Origin of the sequence: Brachybacterium endophyticum, from assembly GCF_003130585.1 — a bacterium.
GTDB lineage: Bacteria > Actinomycetota > Actinomycetes > Actinomycetales > Dermabacteraceae > Brachybacterium > Brachybacterium endophyticum.
In genome coordinates, this window is record NZ_QFKX01000007.1 from 28,906 (window position 1) to 45,020 (window position 16,115).

The 16,115-nt window shown below is 71.7% G+C and carries 14 protein-coding genes; 5 read left to right on the forward strand and 9 right to left on the reverse strand.

Features of this window, described 5'->3' with window-relative positions; translation table 11 throughout:
• Window positions 1-189: 189 nt before the first annotated feature.
• The 4 genes from DEO23_RS14870 (at window position 190) to DEO23_RS14885 (ending at window position 4,304) form a co-directional block, all read left to right on the forward strand.
• Window positions 190-1,182 (forward strand): tripartite tricarboxylate transporter substrate binding protein, encoded by a 993-nt coding sequence (locus DEO23_RS14870; RefSeq protein ID WP_109276815.1) that lies wholly within the window; start codon window positions 190-192, stop codon window positions 1,180-1,182.
• Window positions 1,179-1,814, forward strand: a complete 636-nt coding sequence (locus DEO23_RS14875; protein ID WP_240613440.1) for a tripartite tricarboxylate transporter TctB family protein — start codon at window positions 1,179-1,181, stop codon at window positions 1,812-1,814. Before DEO23_RS14870 ends, DEO23_RS14875 begins: the two co-directional genes overlap by 4 nt.
• Before the next feature lies 1 nt (window position 1,815).
• Complete coding sequence (locus DEO23_RS14880; RefSeq protein WP_109276816.1) at window positions 1,816-3,342, forward strand: tripartite tricarboxylate transporter permease; 1,527 nt, start codon at window positions 1,816-1,818, stop codon at window positions 3,340-3,342.
• Window positions 3,343-3,419: 77 nt separating this feature from the next.
• Window positions 3,420-4,304, forward strand: a complete 885-nt coding sequence (locus tag DEO23_RS14885) for a helix-turn-helix transcriptional regulator (RefSeq protein WP_109276817.1) — start codon at window positions 3,420-3,422, stop codon at window positions 4,302-4,304.
• Between the two features lie 16 nt (window positions 4,305-4,320).
• Here the strand turns inward: DEO23_RS14885 and DEO23_RS14890 are convergent, their stop codons facing one another.
• From DEO23_RS14890 to DEO23_RS14925, 8 genes are all read right to left on the reverse strand, one after another.
• Window positions 4,321-5,562, reverse strand: a complete 1,242-nt coding sequence (locus tag DEO23_RS14890; protein WP_109276818.1) for a sialidase family protein — start codon at window positions 5,560-5,562, stop codon at window positions 4,321-4,323.
• Between the two features lie 19 nt (window positions 5,563-5,581).
• Window positions 5,582-6,265 carry an N-acetylmannosamine-6-phosphate 2-epimerase gene (locus tag DEO23_RS14895; RefSeq protein ID WP_109276819.1) on the reverse strand — a complete coding sequence of 228 codons (684 nt, stop codon included), beginning with the start codon at window positions 6,263-6,265 and terminating at the stop codon, window positions 5,582-5,584.
• Between the two features lie 47 nt (window positions 6,266-6,312).
• Window positions 6,313-7,293: an ROK family protein gene (locus DEO23_RS14900; RefSeq protein WP_109276820.1), complete on the reverse strand. Its 981-nt coding sequence runs from the start codon at window positions 7,291-7,293 to the stop codon at window positions 6,313-6,315.
• Window positions 7,280-8,236, reverse strand: coding sequence for a dihydrodipicolinate synthase family protein (locus DEO23_RS14905; protein WP_109276821.1), 957 nt, complete (start codon window positions 8,234-8,236; stop codon window positions 7,280-7,282). The genes DEO23_RS14900 and DEO23_RS14905 overlap by 14 nt, the downstream gene beginning before the upstream one ends.
• A 50-nt stretch (window positions 8,237-8,286) precedes the next feature.
• Window positions 8,287-9,117 (reverse strand): ABC transporter ATP-binding protein, encoded by an 831-nt coding sequence (locus DEO23_RS14910; RefSeq protein ID WP_109276822.1) that lies wholly within the window; start codon window positions 9,115-9,117, stop codon window positions 8,287-8,289.
• Window positions 9,114-11,144 (reverse strand): dipeptide/oligopeptide/nickel ABC transporter permease/ATP-binding protein, encoded by a 2,031-nt coding sequence (locus DEO23_RS14915; RefSeq protein ID WP_165831871.1) that lies wholly within the window; start codon window positions 11,142-11,144, stop codon window positions 9,114-9,116. Before DEO23_RS14915 ends, DEO23_RS14910 begins: the two co-directional genes overlap by 4 nt.
• 28 nt (window positions 11,145-11,172) lie before the next feature.
• Window positions 11,173-12,138, reverse strand: a complete 966-nt coding sequence (locus tag DEO23_RS14920; protein WP_109276824.1) for an ABC transporter permease — start codon at window positions 12,136-12,138, stop codon at window positions 11,173-11,175.
• Between the two features lie 110 nt (window positions 12,139-12,248).
• Window positions 12,249-13,862 (reverse strand): ABC transporter substrate-binding protein, encoded by a 1,614-nt coding sequence (locus DEO23_RS14925; RefSeq protein WP_109276825.1) that lies wholly within the window; start codon window positions 13,860-13,862, stop codon window positions 12,249-12,251.
• 258 nt (window positions 13,863-14,120) lie between these two features.
• On the opposite strand from DEO23_RS14925, the gene DEO23_RS14930 reads away from it, so the two are divergent.
• Complete coding sequence (locus DEO23_RS14930; protein WP_109276826.1) at window positions 14,121-14,816, forward strand: FadR/GntR family transcriptional regulator; 696 nt, start codon at window positions 14,121-14,123, stop codon at window positions 14,814-14,816.
• A gap of 109 nt (window positions 14,817-14,925) precedes the next feature.
• On the opposite strand, the gene DEO23_RS14935 is transcribed toward DEO23_RS14930, so the two are convergent.
• The gene (locus tag DEO23_RS14935) at window positions 14,926-16,056 is read right to left on the reverse strand and encodes a baeRF2 domain-containing protein (RefSeq protein ID WP_109276827.1); all 1,131 of its coding nucleotides are present in this window, start codon (window positions 16,054-16,056) and stop codon (window positions 14,926-14,928) included.
• Between the last annotated feature and the right edge of the window lie 59 nt (window positions 16,057-16,115).

Genomic DNA, 16,115 nt, shown 5'->3' on the forward strand with positions numbered 1-16,115 from the left:
GCTCGCCGCACCGGCCACGCTCTCAGAGGGAGCCCGGGTCCCGCCACCCGGGCGGATGTGCGGCGGGGGTCGCTCCCCGCGTTAGGGTGGCTCCTCCCTTCCCCGTCGGGGATGAACCCGACCCGCTCGGCACCGTCGCTGCGCACTGCTTCCTGCTCGCGGCTGCGTGCCTCGTACCAGGAGACATCGATGTCCCACACCCCACCGCGCCGCACGGCGTTGAAGGCGCTGGGCGGCGTGATCGCCGCGGGTGCCGTCGGCACCGCCGCCTACGGGTCGATCTCCTCCGCCTCCGCCGGAGGGGACCTGCGGTCCTCCCTCACCCTGATCGCGCCGGCCGCTGCCGGGGGCGGATGGGACACCGCTGCCCGGTCCATGCAGCAGGCGCAGCGGGCAGGCGGCATCGTCAACAACACCCAGGTCGTGAACATCCCGGGCGCGGGCGGCACGATCGCGCTGTCGAGCCTCGCCGCCCAACGCGGCCGGGCCGAGCGGCTCCTCGTGGGAGGAACCGGGCTGCTCGCCGCGACGATCCAGTACGACTCCGCGACCACCCTGCAGGACGTCACGAACCTCGGCGTCGTCGTCGAGGAGAACGATGTGATCGTCGTGCCCGGGGACTCCGAGCTCGAGACGCTCGACGACCTCGTCGATGCGTGGAAGAAGGACGTCGGCGGGGTCCCCTGGACCGGCGGCGGCTCCTTCGACCAGCTGGTGGTCACCCAGCTCGCGGTCGCCGCAGGGGTGCGCGGGTCCGACGTCAACTACATCGCCTCCGACGGCGGCGGCGAGGCCACCCAGGCACTGCTCAACGGGACCGCCAAGGCCGCCTCGAGCGGGTACCCCGACTCGGTGGACATGATCGAGTCCGGGCGTCTGAAGGCCCTCGCGCTGGTCGCGGAGGAACCGATCCCGGGGATCGACCTGCCCACGACGGTCGACCTCGGCTACGACGTCACCCTCACCAACTGGCGCTCGCTGCATGCGCCGGCGGGGATCAGCGACGAGGAGATCGCCGATCTGCTCGCGATCATCGAGGAGACCGTCGCGACGCCCGACTGGAAGGAATCCATCGAGCACTACCACTGGGCCGAGAACGTCGTCGATCGCGACGGGATCGAGGACTTCCTCGGTCAGCAGGCCGAGACCATCCGCGCACTGTACGAGGAGCTGGGAGTTTGAGCACCGCCGACACCACCCCCGAGAACACCGGCGGGAGCATCGCCGGCTCCGGTCCCGAGGCCGGCGGGGCGCCCGCGCCGGAGGCCCCGAGCGAGGCCGGCGGCGAGAAGGAGGTCGGACTGCTCGCGGAGCTCTCCGTCCCCCTCGTGCTCGCCGCCTTCGCCCTCTATCTCCTGGTGGGGCTCGTGACCATGGACCTGCCCGAGGGGACGACCTTCCCCGGGCCCCGTTTCGTCCCGGCGATCGTCGCCGCGGGCATCGCGGTGCTCGTGATCGCGCAGGTGGTCACCGTGCTGCGACAGCGCGCACCGCTCGCAGCCGACAGGGTCCGTCCTGCCGGGCGGGACGAGACCGAGGGCATCGCCGGGACGGTCTCGCGCCGTCCCGGCATCGCCTGGGGATCCTTCGCCTGGGCCGTCGGCGGGTTCGCCGTGTTCTCGGTGACCCTGCCCTTCCTGGGCTGGGTGCTGGGGGCGGCGCTCCTGTTCTGGTGCGTCTCGCGGGCCTTCGGGTCCCGCCGCCCGCTGCTGGACGTGGTGATCGCCCTCGCGGTCTCCTCGGTCGCCTACATCTGTTTCGACATGGCACTCGGGCTCTCCCTGCCCTCGGGCCTGCTGGGAGGGGGATTCTGAGATGGACTCCGTCAGTCATCTGCTCGGTGGGTTCGGTGAGGCGCTCAGCCTGGTGAACCTGCTGTGGGTGCTCGTGGGGTGCCTGCTCGGCACCGCCGTGGGCGTCATGCCCGGTCTCGGCTCCTCGATGGCCGTGGCGCTCCTGCTCCCGGTCACCTTCGCGCTGGACCCCACCGCCGCCTTCATCATGTTCTCGGGCATCTACTTCGGCGGACTCTTCGGCGACTCCACGATGGCGATCCTGATGAACACCCCCGGCCAGGCCTCCGCCATCGCCTCGACCTTCGAGGGCCACACGATGGCACGCTCGGGCCGCGCGCCACAGGCCCTCGCGACCGCGGCCATCGGCGCCTTCGTGGGCGGGATGACCGCCTCCGTGCTGGTGGTCTTCCTTGCGCCGTGGCTCGCGGACTTCTCCGCCAGCTTCGGGCCCGCCGAGTTCTTCGCACTCGCCGTCTTCGCGTTCTTCGCCACCAGCTCGATCCTCGCCGACTCCGCGCTCAAGGGGCTGCTCGCCCTGGCGCTGGGCATCGGGATCTCGGTGATCGGCATCGACGGGGTGAGCGGCGCGCCGCGTTTCACGGCGGGCTCCCCGCTGCTGTTCGACGGCATCTCGCTGGTGACGGTCACCGTCGGCATGCTCGCCCTGGCCGAGGTGATCTACGTGGCCTGTCGTGAGCGCTTCGACCCCGACCGCGCTCCCATGCGCTCCAGCGGCAGGCCCTGGCTGAGCCGCGCCGAGCTGAAGGAGGCGGGGCCGGCCTGGGCCCGGGGCACCGCGATCGGCCTGCCCTTCGGGGTGATCCCCGCCGGCGGGTCCGAGCTGCCCACGTTCCTCGCCTTCGGCCTCGAGCGGCGCCTGGATGCACGGCGGAAGGATCCCCAGTTCGGGCGCGGCGCGATCCGGGGTCTCGCGGCACCCGAGGCGGCCGGCAACTCGACGACGGGCATGGCGATGGGCGCCCTGCTCGCTCTCGGTCTGCCGGTCTCGGCGACCGCGGCGATCATGCTCGCGGCCTTCCAGCAGTACGGGCTGCAGCCCGGCCCGCTGCTGTTCGACCGCTCCCCGGACCTGGTGTGGACGCTACTGGCCAGCTTCTTCCTGGCGATGGTCGTGCTGCTGATCATCAACCTGCCCTTCGCCCAGCTGTGGGCGAAGCTGCTGCTGATCCCCAAGCCCTACCTGTACGCCGGGATCACCGTGTTCTGCGGCCTCGGCATCTACGCGACCAGCCCCTCGGTCTCGGACCTCCTCATCCTGCTGGTGATCGGCCTGATCGGCTTCATGATGCGTCTGGCCGACTACCCGCTCGCCCCGCTCATCATCGGAATGGTGCTCGGACCGCTCGCCGAGTCGAGCGTGCGGGAGGCGATCCAGAGTGCTGACGGCAGCCCGCTGGCCCTGTTCGAGGGACCGATCGTCTGGCTGATCTACGCCCTGCTGCTGGCAGCCATCGTCTTCACCGTGGCGACCCGGCTGCTCGACGCGCGCAGCCGACGCCGCCAGAGCTCGCGGACGGAAGGATGACGTCCCGTCGCAGGTGCGTCGGCAGAGGGGTACCCGCAGGGCCTGCCATCCTCTGCCCCGCGCCGTAGGCTCGGGACATGGATCCGACGACCGAGCTCCGCGAATTCCTGGTCGCGCGCCGCGGCCGCGTGCGGCCCGAGGAGACCGGACTGCCGGCCTTCGGCACCAACCGGCGGGTCGCCGGGCTGCGCCGCGAGGAGGTCGCCCTCCTGGCGGGGATCAGCGTCGAGTACTACACACGGCTCGAACGCGGGCGGGTGGGCTCCGTCTCGGAGGAGGTGCTCGACGGCGTCGCGCGCGCCCTGCAGCTGGGGGAGATCGAGACCGAGCACCTGCATCGGCTGGTCCGCGCGACGGGCGCTCGTCCGCGGCGCCCGGCCTCGTCGACGCCCCGCACGCCGACGCTGTCGGCGACCGTGCGTCGCATGCTCGACATGCTCCCCGCGCCCGCCTTCGTGCGCAACGGGCGCTTCGACGTGGTCGCCGCCAACTCGCTGGGCAGGGCGCTGTACAGCCCGGTGTTCGACGCGATGCGGGTGCCGAACACGGCCCGCTTCACCTTCCTGGTCCCCGCGGCCGAGCAGTTCTTCGTGGATCTGCCCGCCGTCCAGAGGAGCTCGGTCTCCTACCTCCACGGCGAGGCGGGGCGCGATCCCTTCAACAAGGAGCTGCAGGACCTCATCGGGGAGCTCTCCACGCGCTCGGAGCGCTTCCGCGAGCTGTGGGCGGTCCAGGACGTCGGCGTCCACCGGGCCGGCACCAAGCACCTGCGCCACCCGCTGGTGGGGGAGATGGAGCTGGACTACGAGGCCTTCGAGCTCCCGGCGAGCCCCGGTCTGCGGCTGAACGTGTACACCGCGGCGCCGGGGACACCCGCGGCCGACGCCCTCGAGGTCCTCGGCAGCTGGGTCGCCGACGGCGTGGACCAGGGCGGACGGTCGGGGGCTCCCAGCACCCGGTGAGACCGCCGAGGGGCACTCACCCCTCGGTGCGAGCTCGCCCGCTGCCTGCGCCCGCGCTGCCCGCTCCCGCGGTGGCGCTCCTCGCGGCGTCTGCTCTCACGCTCTCCAGCTCCTTCGCCTCCAGGCGTGCGAAGCGGATCTCGGCGGCGTCGACCTCCCAGAGCAGGGCCACGCCACCGTCCGGCAGGGCCACGACCACGGAGTACTCGCAGGCGCCGGGGGCGAAGACCAGGATCTCCTGCCAGCTCTCGCCGTCGTCGCGGGAGAGATGGAGAGTGCCGCGGCGTCGCTCGGCGGGATCCCAGGTGCTCGTCAACCAGAGCTCGCGCGAGCGCGGATCGGAGCCCGGAGCATCGGGGGAGCGCCGGGCGAGCTGGGCATTGTTGCCCGGGTCCACGAGATCCTCGTCGAGCCCCAGGTGCTGCCAGCTGACCCCGCCGTCCGCGGAGACCGAGCGCCGGCGGTGCCCGCCCTTGTGGTGATCGCGGGAGCTGAGCAGAAGACGACCGTCCGACAGTTCCGCGATGGTGGTCTCGTCCATCGCGGAGCCGGTCGGCTCACCGCGCTGCCAGGTCTCCCCGTGATCGTCCGAGAACAGGACGAAGCTGCGCACCGTCTCCGTCGGCGCCTCGACCGCGGTGCCCTCCCGATCGGCCTTCGCGCGAGCGAGGTCTGCGGGATGCCAGGCGCAGTAGGGCTGGACCAGCCGTCCGCGATGGGTTCCGACCCGCAGCTGGATCCCCGCACCCGAGGTCGCGAAGGCCCCATGGGTGGGGAAGGGCTGGGCGGTCGCCGTCAGGGAACGGAAGGTCCACGTGGCGCCGTGGTCGTGAGAGGTGGCCAGGGCGGAGCCGAGCACGTCGCGCGCGGAGTCGTCGGTGCCCGGCACGGCATCCCAGAAACCGCGGTCCTTCGCCCGGGTGTGGAACAGGTGGACGGTGCCGGTGTCACGGTCCACGATCAGGCTGGGGTCGGTCGACCAGATACGGGCCTCGCGCTCGGGCGGTCGCAGCGGCTCGATCGGGCCCCAGGACTCCCCGCCGTCGCTCGAGCGGCGCAGGAACAGGCCCGTCGGGTCGGGGACGTCGTTCCAGCTGTCGCGGCCGTCGAAGACGGCCAGCAGGCTGCCGTCCTCGAGCGCCGCCAGGGCGCAGATGCGGTAGGCCGGCATCGGCCCTTCGCCACCGCGGGCGAGGACGCGGTACGGGGCGCCGCCCGCGGGATCCCGGACCACGGGCAGGGAGGTGGGAGTTGTCATCGCGAAGAGCTCCTGCGGATCAGCCGCGCACGGCGTCGCGGAACCAGGTGGTGATCGTGGTGGGATGCGTGATCGCGGTGCCGACGACGACCGCGAAGGCGCCCGCGTCGGCGCAGGCGGCCGCCTGGGCGGGGGTGTGCACGCGGCCCTCGGCCACGAGCACGGAGGCCTCCGGCAGCTTCTCGGCGAGTTCGTTGAGCAGGGCGAGATCGGGACCCTCGACCTTCGCGCGGGCATCGGTGTACCCCGAGAGGGTGGTGCCCACGATCTCCGCGCCCGCGGCGGCCGCCTCCAGAGCGGAGTCCACGCTGTCGCAGTCGGCCATGATCGGGCCCTCGAAGCCGCTCTCGCGGACCCCGGCCACGGTCTCGGCGAAGCTGCGATGGTCGGGACGCGGCCGACGCGTGCCGTCGAGCGCGAGGATGTCCGCTCCCGCCTCGATCACGGCCAGGCAGTGATCGAGCGTGGGAGTGATGAACACGCCCTCGGCGCCGTCCTTCCAGATGCCGATGACCGGGACGTCCACGGCCTCCTTCACCTGGCGGATGTCCTCGAGGCCCTGGGCGCGCACGGCGACCGCGCCGCCCTCCTGGACCGCGGCGGCGACCTGGGCCATCGTGCGCGGATCGCGCATGGGCTCACCGGGGTACGCCTGGCAGGAGACGATCAGCTCGCCCTTCAGAGCGGCGACGAGAGGATGCATGGCGGGGTCCTTCCGGAGAGAGGTGGGGGAGCGAGAACGGCCGCGGGTCAGTCGATGGCCCAGGCGGCCGCTCCGAGGAGCGCGGCCCGGGAGCCGGCGCGGGCGGGGAGCACCGGCGTGCTCGCGACCACGTCCATGGCCTCGCGCGCGACCCCGCGATGGAGGGCATCCTCCCAGACGTCGCTCGCTCCGACCACGCCGCCCGCGAGGGCGACGGCCTCGACGTCCAGCACGTTCAGCAGCGAGCCGATCACGCGGCCCGTCGCGGTGCCGGCGAGCTCGTAGGCATCGCGGGCGGGCCCTGCCGCGGTTCGCGCAGCGGCGGCGAGTGCGCGTCCGTCGGCGCAGTGGGCCGGCTCGGCGCCCAGGCGGGAGGCGAGGGCGAGGATCCCCGGGCCGGAGGCGAGGCCCTCGAGGTGGCCGGTGCGCCCGCAGGTGCAGGGAACCCCGTCGGCCTCGGGGACGGTGACGTGGCCGACGTGGCCGGCGGCGCCGCGGGAGCCCGTGATCGGGGCGCCCCCGATGACCTGCGCACCGCCGATGCCCGTCCCGACCGCGACCAGCAGCAGCGACGCGGCCTCGCGGCCGACGCCGAACAGGGCCTCGCCCAGGCCGTGGGCGTGGACGTCGTTCATCGCCCTCGTCGGCACGCCGAAGCGCTCGGCGAAGGCCGGGGCGATCGCGGTGCCGGGCCACCCGGGCAGCGACGAGGTCGCATGCGTGATGAGGCCGTGCTCGACGTCCACGACGCCGGCGGAGGACAGCCCCACGGCGACGGGTCCCGCGCTCCCGGAGCTCGCGCGCTCGCCGGCCTCGAGGGCCGCACCGAGGACCGCCGATGCTCCGTCCCGTGCGGGGGTCGCGACGGTGACCTCGGAGGTCACCTCGGCCGACGAGCGGTCGGCCGCGATCCGCACCAGCGCCGCCGTGGTCTTGGTCCCGCCGATGTCGAGGGCGAGGACCTCGGCGAGGTCCCCGTCCGGGCCGCGGACCTCGGCCCCGGGGGCTGCGGGATCAGCGTGCCGCATCCAGCAGTCCCGCCTCGGAGAGGATGGTGCGGATGCGGCCCACGGCGTCGCCCTCGATGGGGGACATCGGCAGCGACATGGTGTTGGTGCTGAAGACACCGAGCTCGCGCAGGGCGGTCTTGAACGCTCCCACGCCGGCCGCCGGGCCCACCTTGCCCACGGGCTGGAAGACGATCTCCATCAGAGCGGCCAGGCGGTCCTGCTCCGTGCGCACGGTCTCCCAGTCGCCCGCCCGGGCAGCACGGTCCATGCGCACGTACCCGGCGGGGTCCACGTTGCCCAGGCCGGGGACGGAGCCGTCGGCCCCGGAGAGGTAGGCGCCGTCGACGACGACCTCGTGACCCGTCAGCAGCGTCAGCGGGGAGCCCGCGGCACGGTTCTTCGCGGCCAGGCGGCGGAAGGAGACGTCGTCACCGCTGGAGTCCTTGACCCCGGTGATCGCGCCGTCGGCGGCGAGCTCCAGGAGCTGCTCGGCGGCGAGCTTGAGGTGCACGCACACCGGGATGTCGTAGGCCCACACCGGCACCGAGGCCGCCTCGCCGATCGCGCGGAAGTGGGTGCCCACCTCCTCGGGCCCGGTGATCGCGTAGAACGGCGCGGTGGCGACGACACCGTCGATCGCGTGCTTCTCGGCCTCGCGCACGTGGGCGATCACCCGGTGGGTCTCCGTGTCGATGACGCCTGCGAGGACCGGGACCTGGCCGGCCACGGTCCCGACGACGGTCTCCAGGATCTTCTCGCGCATGGCGTCGTCCCAGAAGGCGACCTCGCCGCTCGAGCCGAGGGCGAAGAGGCCGTCGACGCCGGCCTCCAGCTGGCGCGCGATCAGGCGCTCGAGGCTGGGGACGTCGAGCTCTCCCTCGGCGGTCAGCGGGGTGAGGATCGGCGGGACGACTCCGCGCAGACGGGTGGCGTCGGCAGCGGTCGTGGAAGCGGTGGTCATGGGGGCTCCTTCGGGAGAGTCGGTGGCGTGCAGGGGGACCCGGGCGCTGCTCACAGCAGCGTCGGGGCCGCGGCGAGCAGGGAGCGGGTGTAGGAGTCCTCGGCATCGGTGAAGATGCGCTCGGCCGGACCGTGCTCGACGGCGCGGCCGCGGTTCATCACCAGGATGTCGTCGGAGACGAAGCGGACGGTGGAGATGTCGTGGGAGATGAACACCAGTCCCAGTCCGAGCTCCTGCTTGAGATCCATGAGCAGGTTCAGCACCTGCGCACGGACCGAGACGTCCAGGGCGCTCGTGGGCTCGTCGGCCACGATCACGTCCGGACGAAGGGTGAGGGCGCGGGCGATCGCCACGCGCTGACGCTGACCGCCGGAGATCTGCCGGGGCAGGACGTCCAGGGCGGAGGCCGGCAGGCCCACCTGGTGCACGAGCTCGGTGACCGTGCGCAGGCGCTCCTGCTCGGTGCCGATGCCGTGCACACGCAGCGGATCCATGAGGGCCTCGCGGACGGGCAGGCGGGGGTTCAGCGCGGTCGCAGGGTCCTGGAAGATCACCGAGACGGTGCGTCCCAGCTGCTTGCGGGCCGCCCGGGAGCGCCCCAGCGGGCGGCCGTCGAACAGCACCTCGCCGCTGCTGACCTTCTGCAGGCCGATCATCACGCGGGCCAGCGTGGACTTGCCGGATCCGGACTCGCCGACGATCCCGAGGACCTGCCCGCGCTCCACGCTCACGCTGATGCCGTCGACGGCGCGGATGGTGTCGGGACGCAGCAGCGATCCGGTGCGCAGCCGGTGCACGACGTGCACGTCGCGCAGCTCGATCACGGGGCCACCGGTGCGATCTGTGCGATCCCCTGCGGCGGGCGTCACGGTGACGCTCATGCGCGGTCTCCTTCCGGGACGGACGTGGGGGTGCCGGGGGCGGCGCCGGTCGCGGCCACGGCGAGCGGCTCGGGCACGGAGCCCGTGGTCGCGACCAGATGGTCGCCGCCGTCGACCCGCATCAGGGCGGGACGCACGTCCGCGCGGGCGCCGGGGTCCTGCGAGCGCGGTGCGAAACGGTCCCCGCGGGCGAACTCCCGCGGGGAGGGCACCGTGCCTGGCACCTGCAGCAGACGATCCGCCTGCGTCTCGATCGAGAGCACCGAGCCCAGCAGACCGCGCGTGTACTCGTGCCGGGGATCGGTGAGGATCTCGGCGGTCGAGGCCTGCTCGACCACCTGACCGGCGTACATGACGGTGATGTGGTGGGCGAGCTGCGAGACCAGGGCGAGGTCGTGGCTGACGAAGACCATCGCGAACCCGAGCTCCTCGCGCAGCCTCTCCAGCAGCTCGACGACCTGCTTCTGGACGGTCACGTCGAGAGCCGTGGTGGGCTCGTCGGCGATCACCAGGCGCGGGTCGCGGGTCAGGGCCATCGCGATCAGCACGCGCTGGCGCTGACCGCCCGAGAGCTCGTGGGGATAGGAGGACAGCGTCCGCTGCGGCTCCAGGCCGACGAGCTCGAGCAGCTCCTCGGCGCTGCGGGTGCCGCCCCTGCTGGTCAGCTGCTTCATCTGGGACCGGATCAGCATGGAGGGGTTCAGCGAGCTCAGGGCGTCCTGGTAGATCATGGCGACGCCGTGCCCGCGCAGGGCGTTCAAGCGCTTCGCGTCCAGCTCGAGGATTTTCGTGTCGTCCAGGAGCACCTCGCCGCTGACCCGTGCGGTGCGGGGCAGCAGCCCCATGATCGCGAGGCTGGTGACGGACTTCCCGGAGCCCGATTCTCCCACCAGGCCCATGGTCTCGCCCGGTCGCACGGTGAAGGACACGTCGTCGACGATATCCACGTCGCCGTGGGCAGCGGGGAAGGCCACCGAGAGGTTCCGGACCTCCAGCAGCGGCTCGCCCGTGGCGGCGTCGGGACGGGCGCCGCGTGCCTGCTCGGCGGTGCGCAGGCGCTGCAGGGAGGCGTGCAGCACCGCGGCCGCCTCGTCGGCCTCGACGGCTCCGAGCACGTCCTCGGAGCGCTGCTCGCTCTCGCGGGCCTCCTCCTCGGCGCGCTCGTCGGCCTCGACGTCGGCCGTCGCCTTGATACGCGGGCTGGCGAAGGTGTCGGTGAGCCCCTCGGAGAGGATGTTCAGGCTCAGCACGGTGAGCACGATCGCCACGCCCGGGAAGAACGTGGGCCACCAGTACCCGGCCAGCAGCACCGACTTGCCCTCGCTCATGATGTTGCCCCACGAGGGGGAGGGCGGCTGGACGCCTGCGTTGATGAAGGACAGCGAGGCCTCGAAGACGATCGCGTCGGCCACCAGCACGGTGGCGAAGACAAGGATCGGGGCGAGGCAGTTGCGGGCCACGTGCTTGAACAGGATCCAGGCGGTGGAGGCGCCCATGACCTGTGTCGCGGCCACGTAGTCCTCGCCGAACTGGGCCAGCACGTTGGCGCGCACCACGCGCGCCAGCTGCGGGATGTAGGGGAAGCCGATCGCGAGGATCAGCACCGGCACCGAGGTGCCGAAGACCGCGACGAACACCGCGGCCAGCGCGATCCCCGGGAACGCCATCACCACGTCGAGGATCCGCATCAGGATCTCCGAGGGCAGACGGGGTGCGGTGGCCGCGAACGAGCCGATGACGGCGGCGACCACCAGGGCGAGCCCGGTCGCGCACAGGCCGATCACCAGGGAGGTGCGGGCACCGTTCAACAGACGCGAGAACACGTCGCGCCCCACGCTGTCGGTGCCCATCAGGTGTTCGCCGCTGGGCGGCTGAACGGGGCTGCCGGTCGCGAGCGGATCGAAGGGCGAGATCACCGGGGCGAGGATCGCCGCCAGCACCAGCAGCGCCAGGAAGCCCAGCGCGATCCGGGAGATGAGGGGGAGGCTGCGCAGGGCTCCCGCCGGGGCACCGCTGACGCGCGTCATGCGGGATCCGAGTCGACGTCGACGCATGTCAGATGCTCCTGATCCGGGGATTGACGAGGACGTACAGCAGGTCCACGAGGATGTTCACGACGATGAACGCGATCGCGACGGTGAGGGTGACGCCCTGGACGAGGAAGACGTCGTTGCGTTTGACGCCGTCGAGGATCAGCTGGCCCATGGCCTGGATGTTGAAGATGATCTCGATGATCACCGCCCCGCCCATCAGGTATCCCACCCGCAGACCGAGCACGGTGATCGGGGTGATCAGGGCATTGCGCAGCACGTTGCGACTCACCACGACCGGGTAGGGGACGCCGGCGCCGACGGCCGTGCGCACGTAGTCGCGGTCGAGCTCCTCGACCATGGCCGTGCGCACCACGCGGGTCAGCGAGCCGGCGACGGGCACGCCCAGCGCGACCGCCGGCAGGATCACGTTGTGGGCCCAGGTGGCCGGATCGGTCAGGGGGCTGACCCACTGACTGACCAGCGCCGGGAAGGCTCCCCAGCCGCCGGGCACCTGGCCCAGCCATTGGATGAGCAGGATCGCCAGCCAGAACGAGGGGGTGGCGAGCGAGGCGACCGAGAGCACGCGGATCACCTGGTCGACCCAGCGGTCGCGGAACAGGGCAGCGAGCACGCCGAGGACCGCGGCCAGCACGATCGCGAAGGCCAGTCCCAGGAAGGTCAGCTGCAGCGTGATCGGGAAGGCCTTGGCGACCACGTCCGTCACCGGCGTGTTGCCGCTGGTGGTCCCGAGGTCCCCGTGGAGCATCCCGCCCAGGAAGCGCATGTAGCGCACCAGCAGGGGATCATCGAGGCCGTTGGCCTGGCGGTACTGCGCGAGGGCCTCGGGGGAGGCGGACTCGCCGAGAGCGAGACGCGCGGGATCCGAGGGGGAGAACGACATCACGACGAAGACGAGCAGCGTGACACCGAGGATCATCAGCGGCAGCGAGATCAGTCGCCGGCCGATGAGGCGGATGAGCGAGGACAACGGTTCCTCCAGGCGTGCCGGGAGCGGACAGCGGACGGGGACGGGCGGGCGGCGGGGCGGAGCACCGGGGGAAGCAGGGCATCAGGGGAGGGGCTCCGACCCGCCGCGCCTCACTTCGTGCTGCCGACCCCGACGAAGCTCAGGCCGGTCAGCGAGGTCGGCTCGAAGCCCGCGAGCGTCTCGGGGTCCCAGGCCGTCGGCGCATTGCGGTGGAACAGCGGGTACAGCGGGACTTCCTCGGACAGAGCGTCGAAGGTGTTCTGCCAGATCTCCTTCTGCTTGTCGGCGTCCAGCTCCGACATGCCCTTCTTCAGCAGACCGGTGATCTCCTCGTAGCCCTTCGAGCCCTTCCAGTGCATGCGGGTGTCGGTCCAGGTGTCGGTGAAGTACCACCAGCGCATCAGCAGGTCGGGGTCGGTGCCGAAGACCGAGGGGTCACCGGGCGCGATCACGACGTCGTAGGAGTCGGGCTTGCCGTCGATCGTGTTGTAGACGTCCGCGGACTGCTTCTCCGAGAACTCGATGCTCACCCCGGCGGCCTCGAGGGACTGCTGGATGATCGGCGTGCACTGCTTGACCCAGTCGTGGTCGGTCGCCAGCAGCCGGAACTTCGTCAGCCCGGTCTCCTTGAACAGCGACTTCGCTGTGTCCAGGTCGAGCGAGTAGACGGTCGAGGCCTTCTTGTAGTCCGGGTGGTCCTTCTGCACGAAGCAGGTCGCGGCCGTGGCCTGGCCGGCCAGCCCGTCCTTGATGACCTTGTCCATGTCGATCGCGTAGAGGAGGGCCTGACGGTTCCTCACGTCGTGGAACGGGTTGTCCTCGCTGTTGTTGAACATCGCGAACAGCAGTCCGAAGCCCAGCGGGGACTCCACGGTGCCCGAACCCTTGAGCTGGTCGATGGAGAGGTAGGGGACGGAGTCGATCGCCTGGGCCGTCTTCGACTGCATCGCGTTGGTGCGCGTGGAGGCGTCGGGGATGATCTGCCACTCCATTTTCGCGGCCTTCGCCGGCTGCGGACCGTTGTAGTCCTCGAAGCGCTCGAAGGCGACCTTCTTCGAGGAGGCGCCGTTGTCCGTCATCGTGTACGGACCGGAGCCGACGGGCTCGGCGTCGAAGGCCTTCGGGTCCTTCTGGACCGCGGCCTTGGGGACGATCTTCACAACGCTCAGACGCTCGGCGAGGATCGAGACGGGGTGGGCGAGGGAGATGGCGACCGTGGAGTCGTCCTTCTTCTCGACCTTCTCGACGAAGTCGATGAAGCTCGCGTACAGCGAGGCGTTCTTCGGATCCAGCACGCGCTCGAAGGAGAAGACGACATCGTCGGCGGTGACGGGGCTGCCGTCGTGGAACGTGGCGCCGTCGCGCAGGGCGACCTCGACGCTGTCGGAATCGCTCTTCGGGAGCTCGGTGGCCAGGGCCGCGTAGACCTCGTGGGTCACGGGGTGCAGCTCGGTCAGGCCCTCCAGGGTGTGCCAGTTGACCGCGACGGTCAGCGCTGCGCTCGTGGTCATCGGGTCGTAACCGTTGGTGCCGAGCTCGTAGGAGATCGCGGCGTGGATGGTGCCGTCCTTCTTCGCCTCGGCCGCGGCGCTGCCGCCGGAGTCGGAGGACGTGCTGCCACCGTCGCGGGGTGCGCAGGCGCCGACGGTCCCGGCGATCCCGGCGGCCGCGGTGAGGAACCCGGCGCTGCGCAGGAGGCTGCGGCGTGTGGTCTGTGGGGTCATGATCGGTGCGTCCCTTCCGGTGGGGATGCTCGGCAGGGACCGGCTGGTCCGGTGCCGTTGACGCCGGGGTGGCGGGGACGACTGCGTCCCTGCATCCGGCCTCGCGCATCGAGCGAAGTGTTCATCAGACGTCTGATGTCCGATGTTCACCATGTACTGTAGCCCCGCAGGTGCGCGATTCCGAGTCGGTTACCGAACCGTGATCCGCATCGCACCGGTCATCGGTCGCTCCGTGGCGACCGCGAGGGAGGAGAGCAGATGCGCCGACAGGACGCGGGTGGCGACGTCGTCAACAGGATCAAGGAGCTGATCCTGCGCTCGGGGCTGCATCCGGGGGATCCCATGCCCACCGAGGCGCACCTCGTCGAGGAGCTCGGCGTCGCGCGCTCCTCCGTGCGCGAGGCGATGCGCACCCTGTCCTCGCTCGACATCGTCGAGGTCCGTCATGGCCACGGCACCTTCGTGGGAAGGATGTCCCTCGCTCCTCTCGTGGACGGCCTGCTGTTCCGTGCCCGGCTGAACGACGGCAACGATCTGCGCACGCTGCGCGAGGTGGTCCAGGCGCGGATCGCCCTGGACCTCTCGATCGGCCCGGGCCTGCTCGCCGCCTGGGCGCACGAGGATCTCGCGCCGGCGCGGGCGGAGGTGGAGAGGATGCGCGAGGCGTTCGCCGCCGGCCGCGACTTCGCCGAGGCGGACCAGGCTTTCCACGCCGCGATCCTCGCCAAGCTCGACAACGAGCTGATGATCCAGCTGAGCGATGCGTTCTGGCAGGTCCACACCTCGGCGCTCCCGCTGCTGGACGTGCCGCCCGCCGGGGACATCCGCCTCACCGTCGAGGCCCACGACGCGATCGTCGACGCTCTCGAGGTCGGGGACGCGGAGGCCTACGCCCGCGCGGTCCACGCGCACTACGCGCCGCTCGAGCGCGCCCTGACCGCCGCGTCGGACTGAGGGAGCGACGGGCAGATCGTCACGCTCGACCGAGGACGGTCCTCGACCAGGCATCGTCGAGGACCGGCGGCCGGAACGTTCCGGCCGCCGGTCCTGGACCGTCCCGGTGTCAGCCCCCGGTGGGGCGCTCGCGCTGAGCGTCTCCGCTCATGCTGCCGATGCTGGCCGAGGGCGTCGCATCGTCGTGCCAGCGCAGCAGCGCGCCGATGCCGTCGACCAGGACGTCGCCGCCGTCGGTCTCCTCGCGCACGGCGCTGACGCCGGCATCGGTGCGGATGGCCTGCAGGAGCTTGCTCTCGATGTCGGGGCAGGCGCGCCCCGAGACCACCAGCAGCTCGTCGACCTGGCCGCGGTCGAGCACCTGAGAGACGTCCGTGCCGCCGGTGGCGGCGGCCCCGTCGCGCCCGCTGGCCTCGAGGAAGCGGTCCAGGAGGTCCTGTTCCCGTTCGGCGATGAACTCGCGCGTCACCTGCACGACCTCTTCGCGGAAGGACGGGCGGTCCAGGCTCTTGCCGCGGGTCCCGCCGGGGACCTCGTGAAGTCGCTCGAGCACCTCCTGGCCGAGCTCTGCCTTCAGCAGCGCACTGGTGCGCACGTCACCGGTCAGCAGCACCATGTCGGGTCGGTGCTCGCGCACGATCCGGTCCACGGTGCGGGCCACCGCCTCGGCGTTGCGTTCCCAGGAATCCTCGACGCGCGCCTGCGAGTTGCTGGCGCGCCAGCCGTGCTGGTTGCCGCCGCCCAGGTTCGCCTTGTGGAGCTCGTCGTGGCCGCCGTCCACGCTCGCGTCCGGCCCCAGGCCCTCGGTGTGCTTGTCCAGGGTCGGGGCGTCCGGTGCCCGCAGTCGCAGATCCGCTCCTGCCCTGTCGACCTCGATCAGGAGCTGGGTGACGGCGAAGGGGGTGATCTCGAGCAGGGGCAGCAGCTGCGGCTCCTCGCCCGCGTGAGCGGACTCGTGCAGCGGGGGCACCGGCAGCACGCGATCCACGACGATCCGATCGCCCGCGGCGATCACGGTGCGCCCGTGACGACCGCCGATGGGGGACGGGGTCAGCAGGGTCTCGCCGATCGCGTCCAGCAGGGCGGGGGCGACGCCGTCGGAGGCGAGGTGGTCGCGGAAGCGCGCCCAGCGCGTCTCGATCTCCGTCGCCGCCTGCGGATCCAGCCGGGTGGTGTCCATGTGGACGCTGACGTAGGGGCCTTCGTTCTCCAGAGCGGACCTGAGCCAGGGAAGCTTCACGTGTACCTCCTGCATCGGCGTGTGCGGAGTCCGGAGCCTGACGGCAACGACGCCGCGGG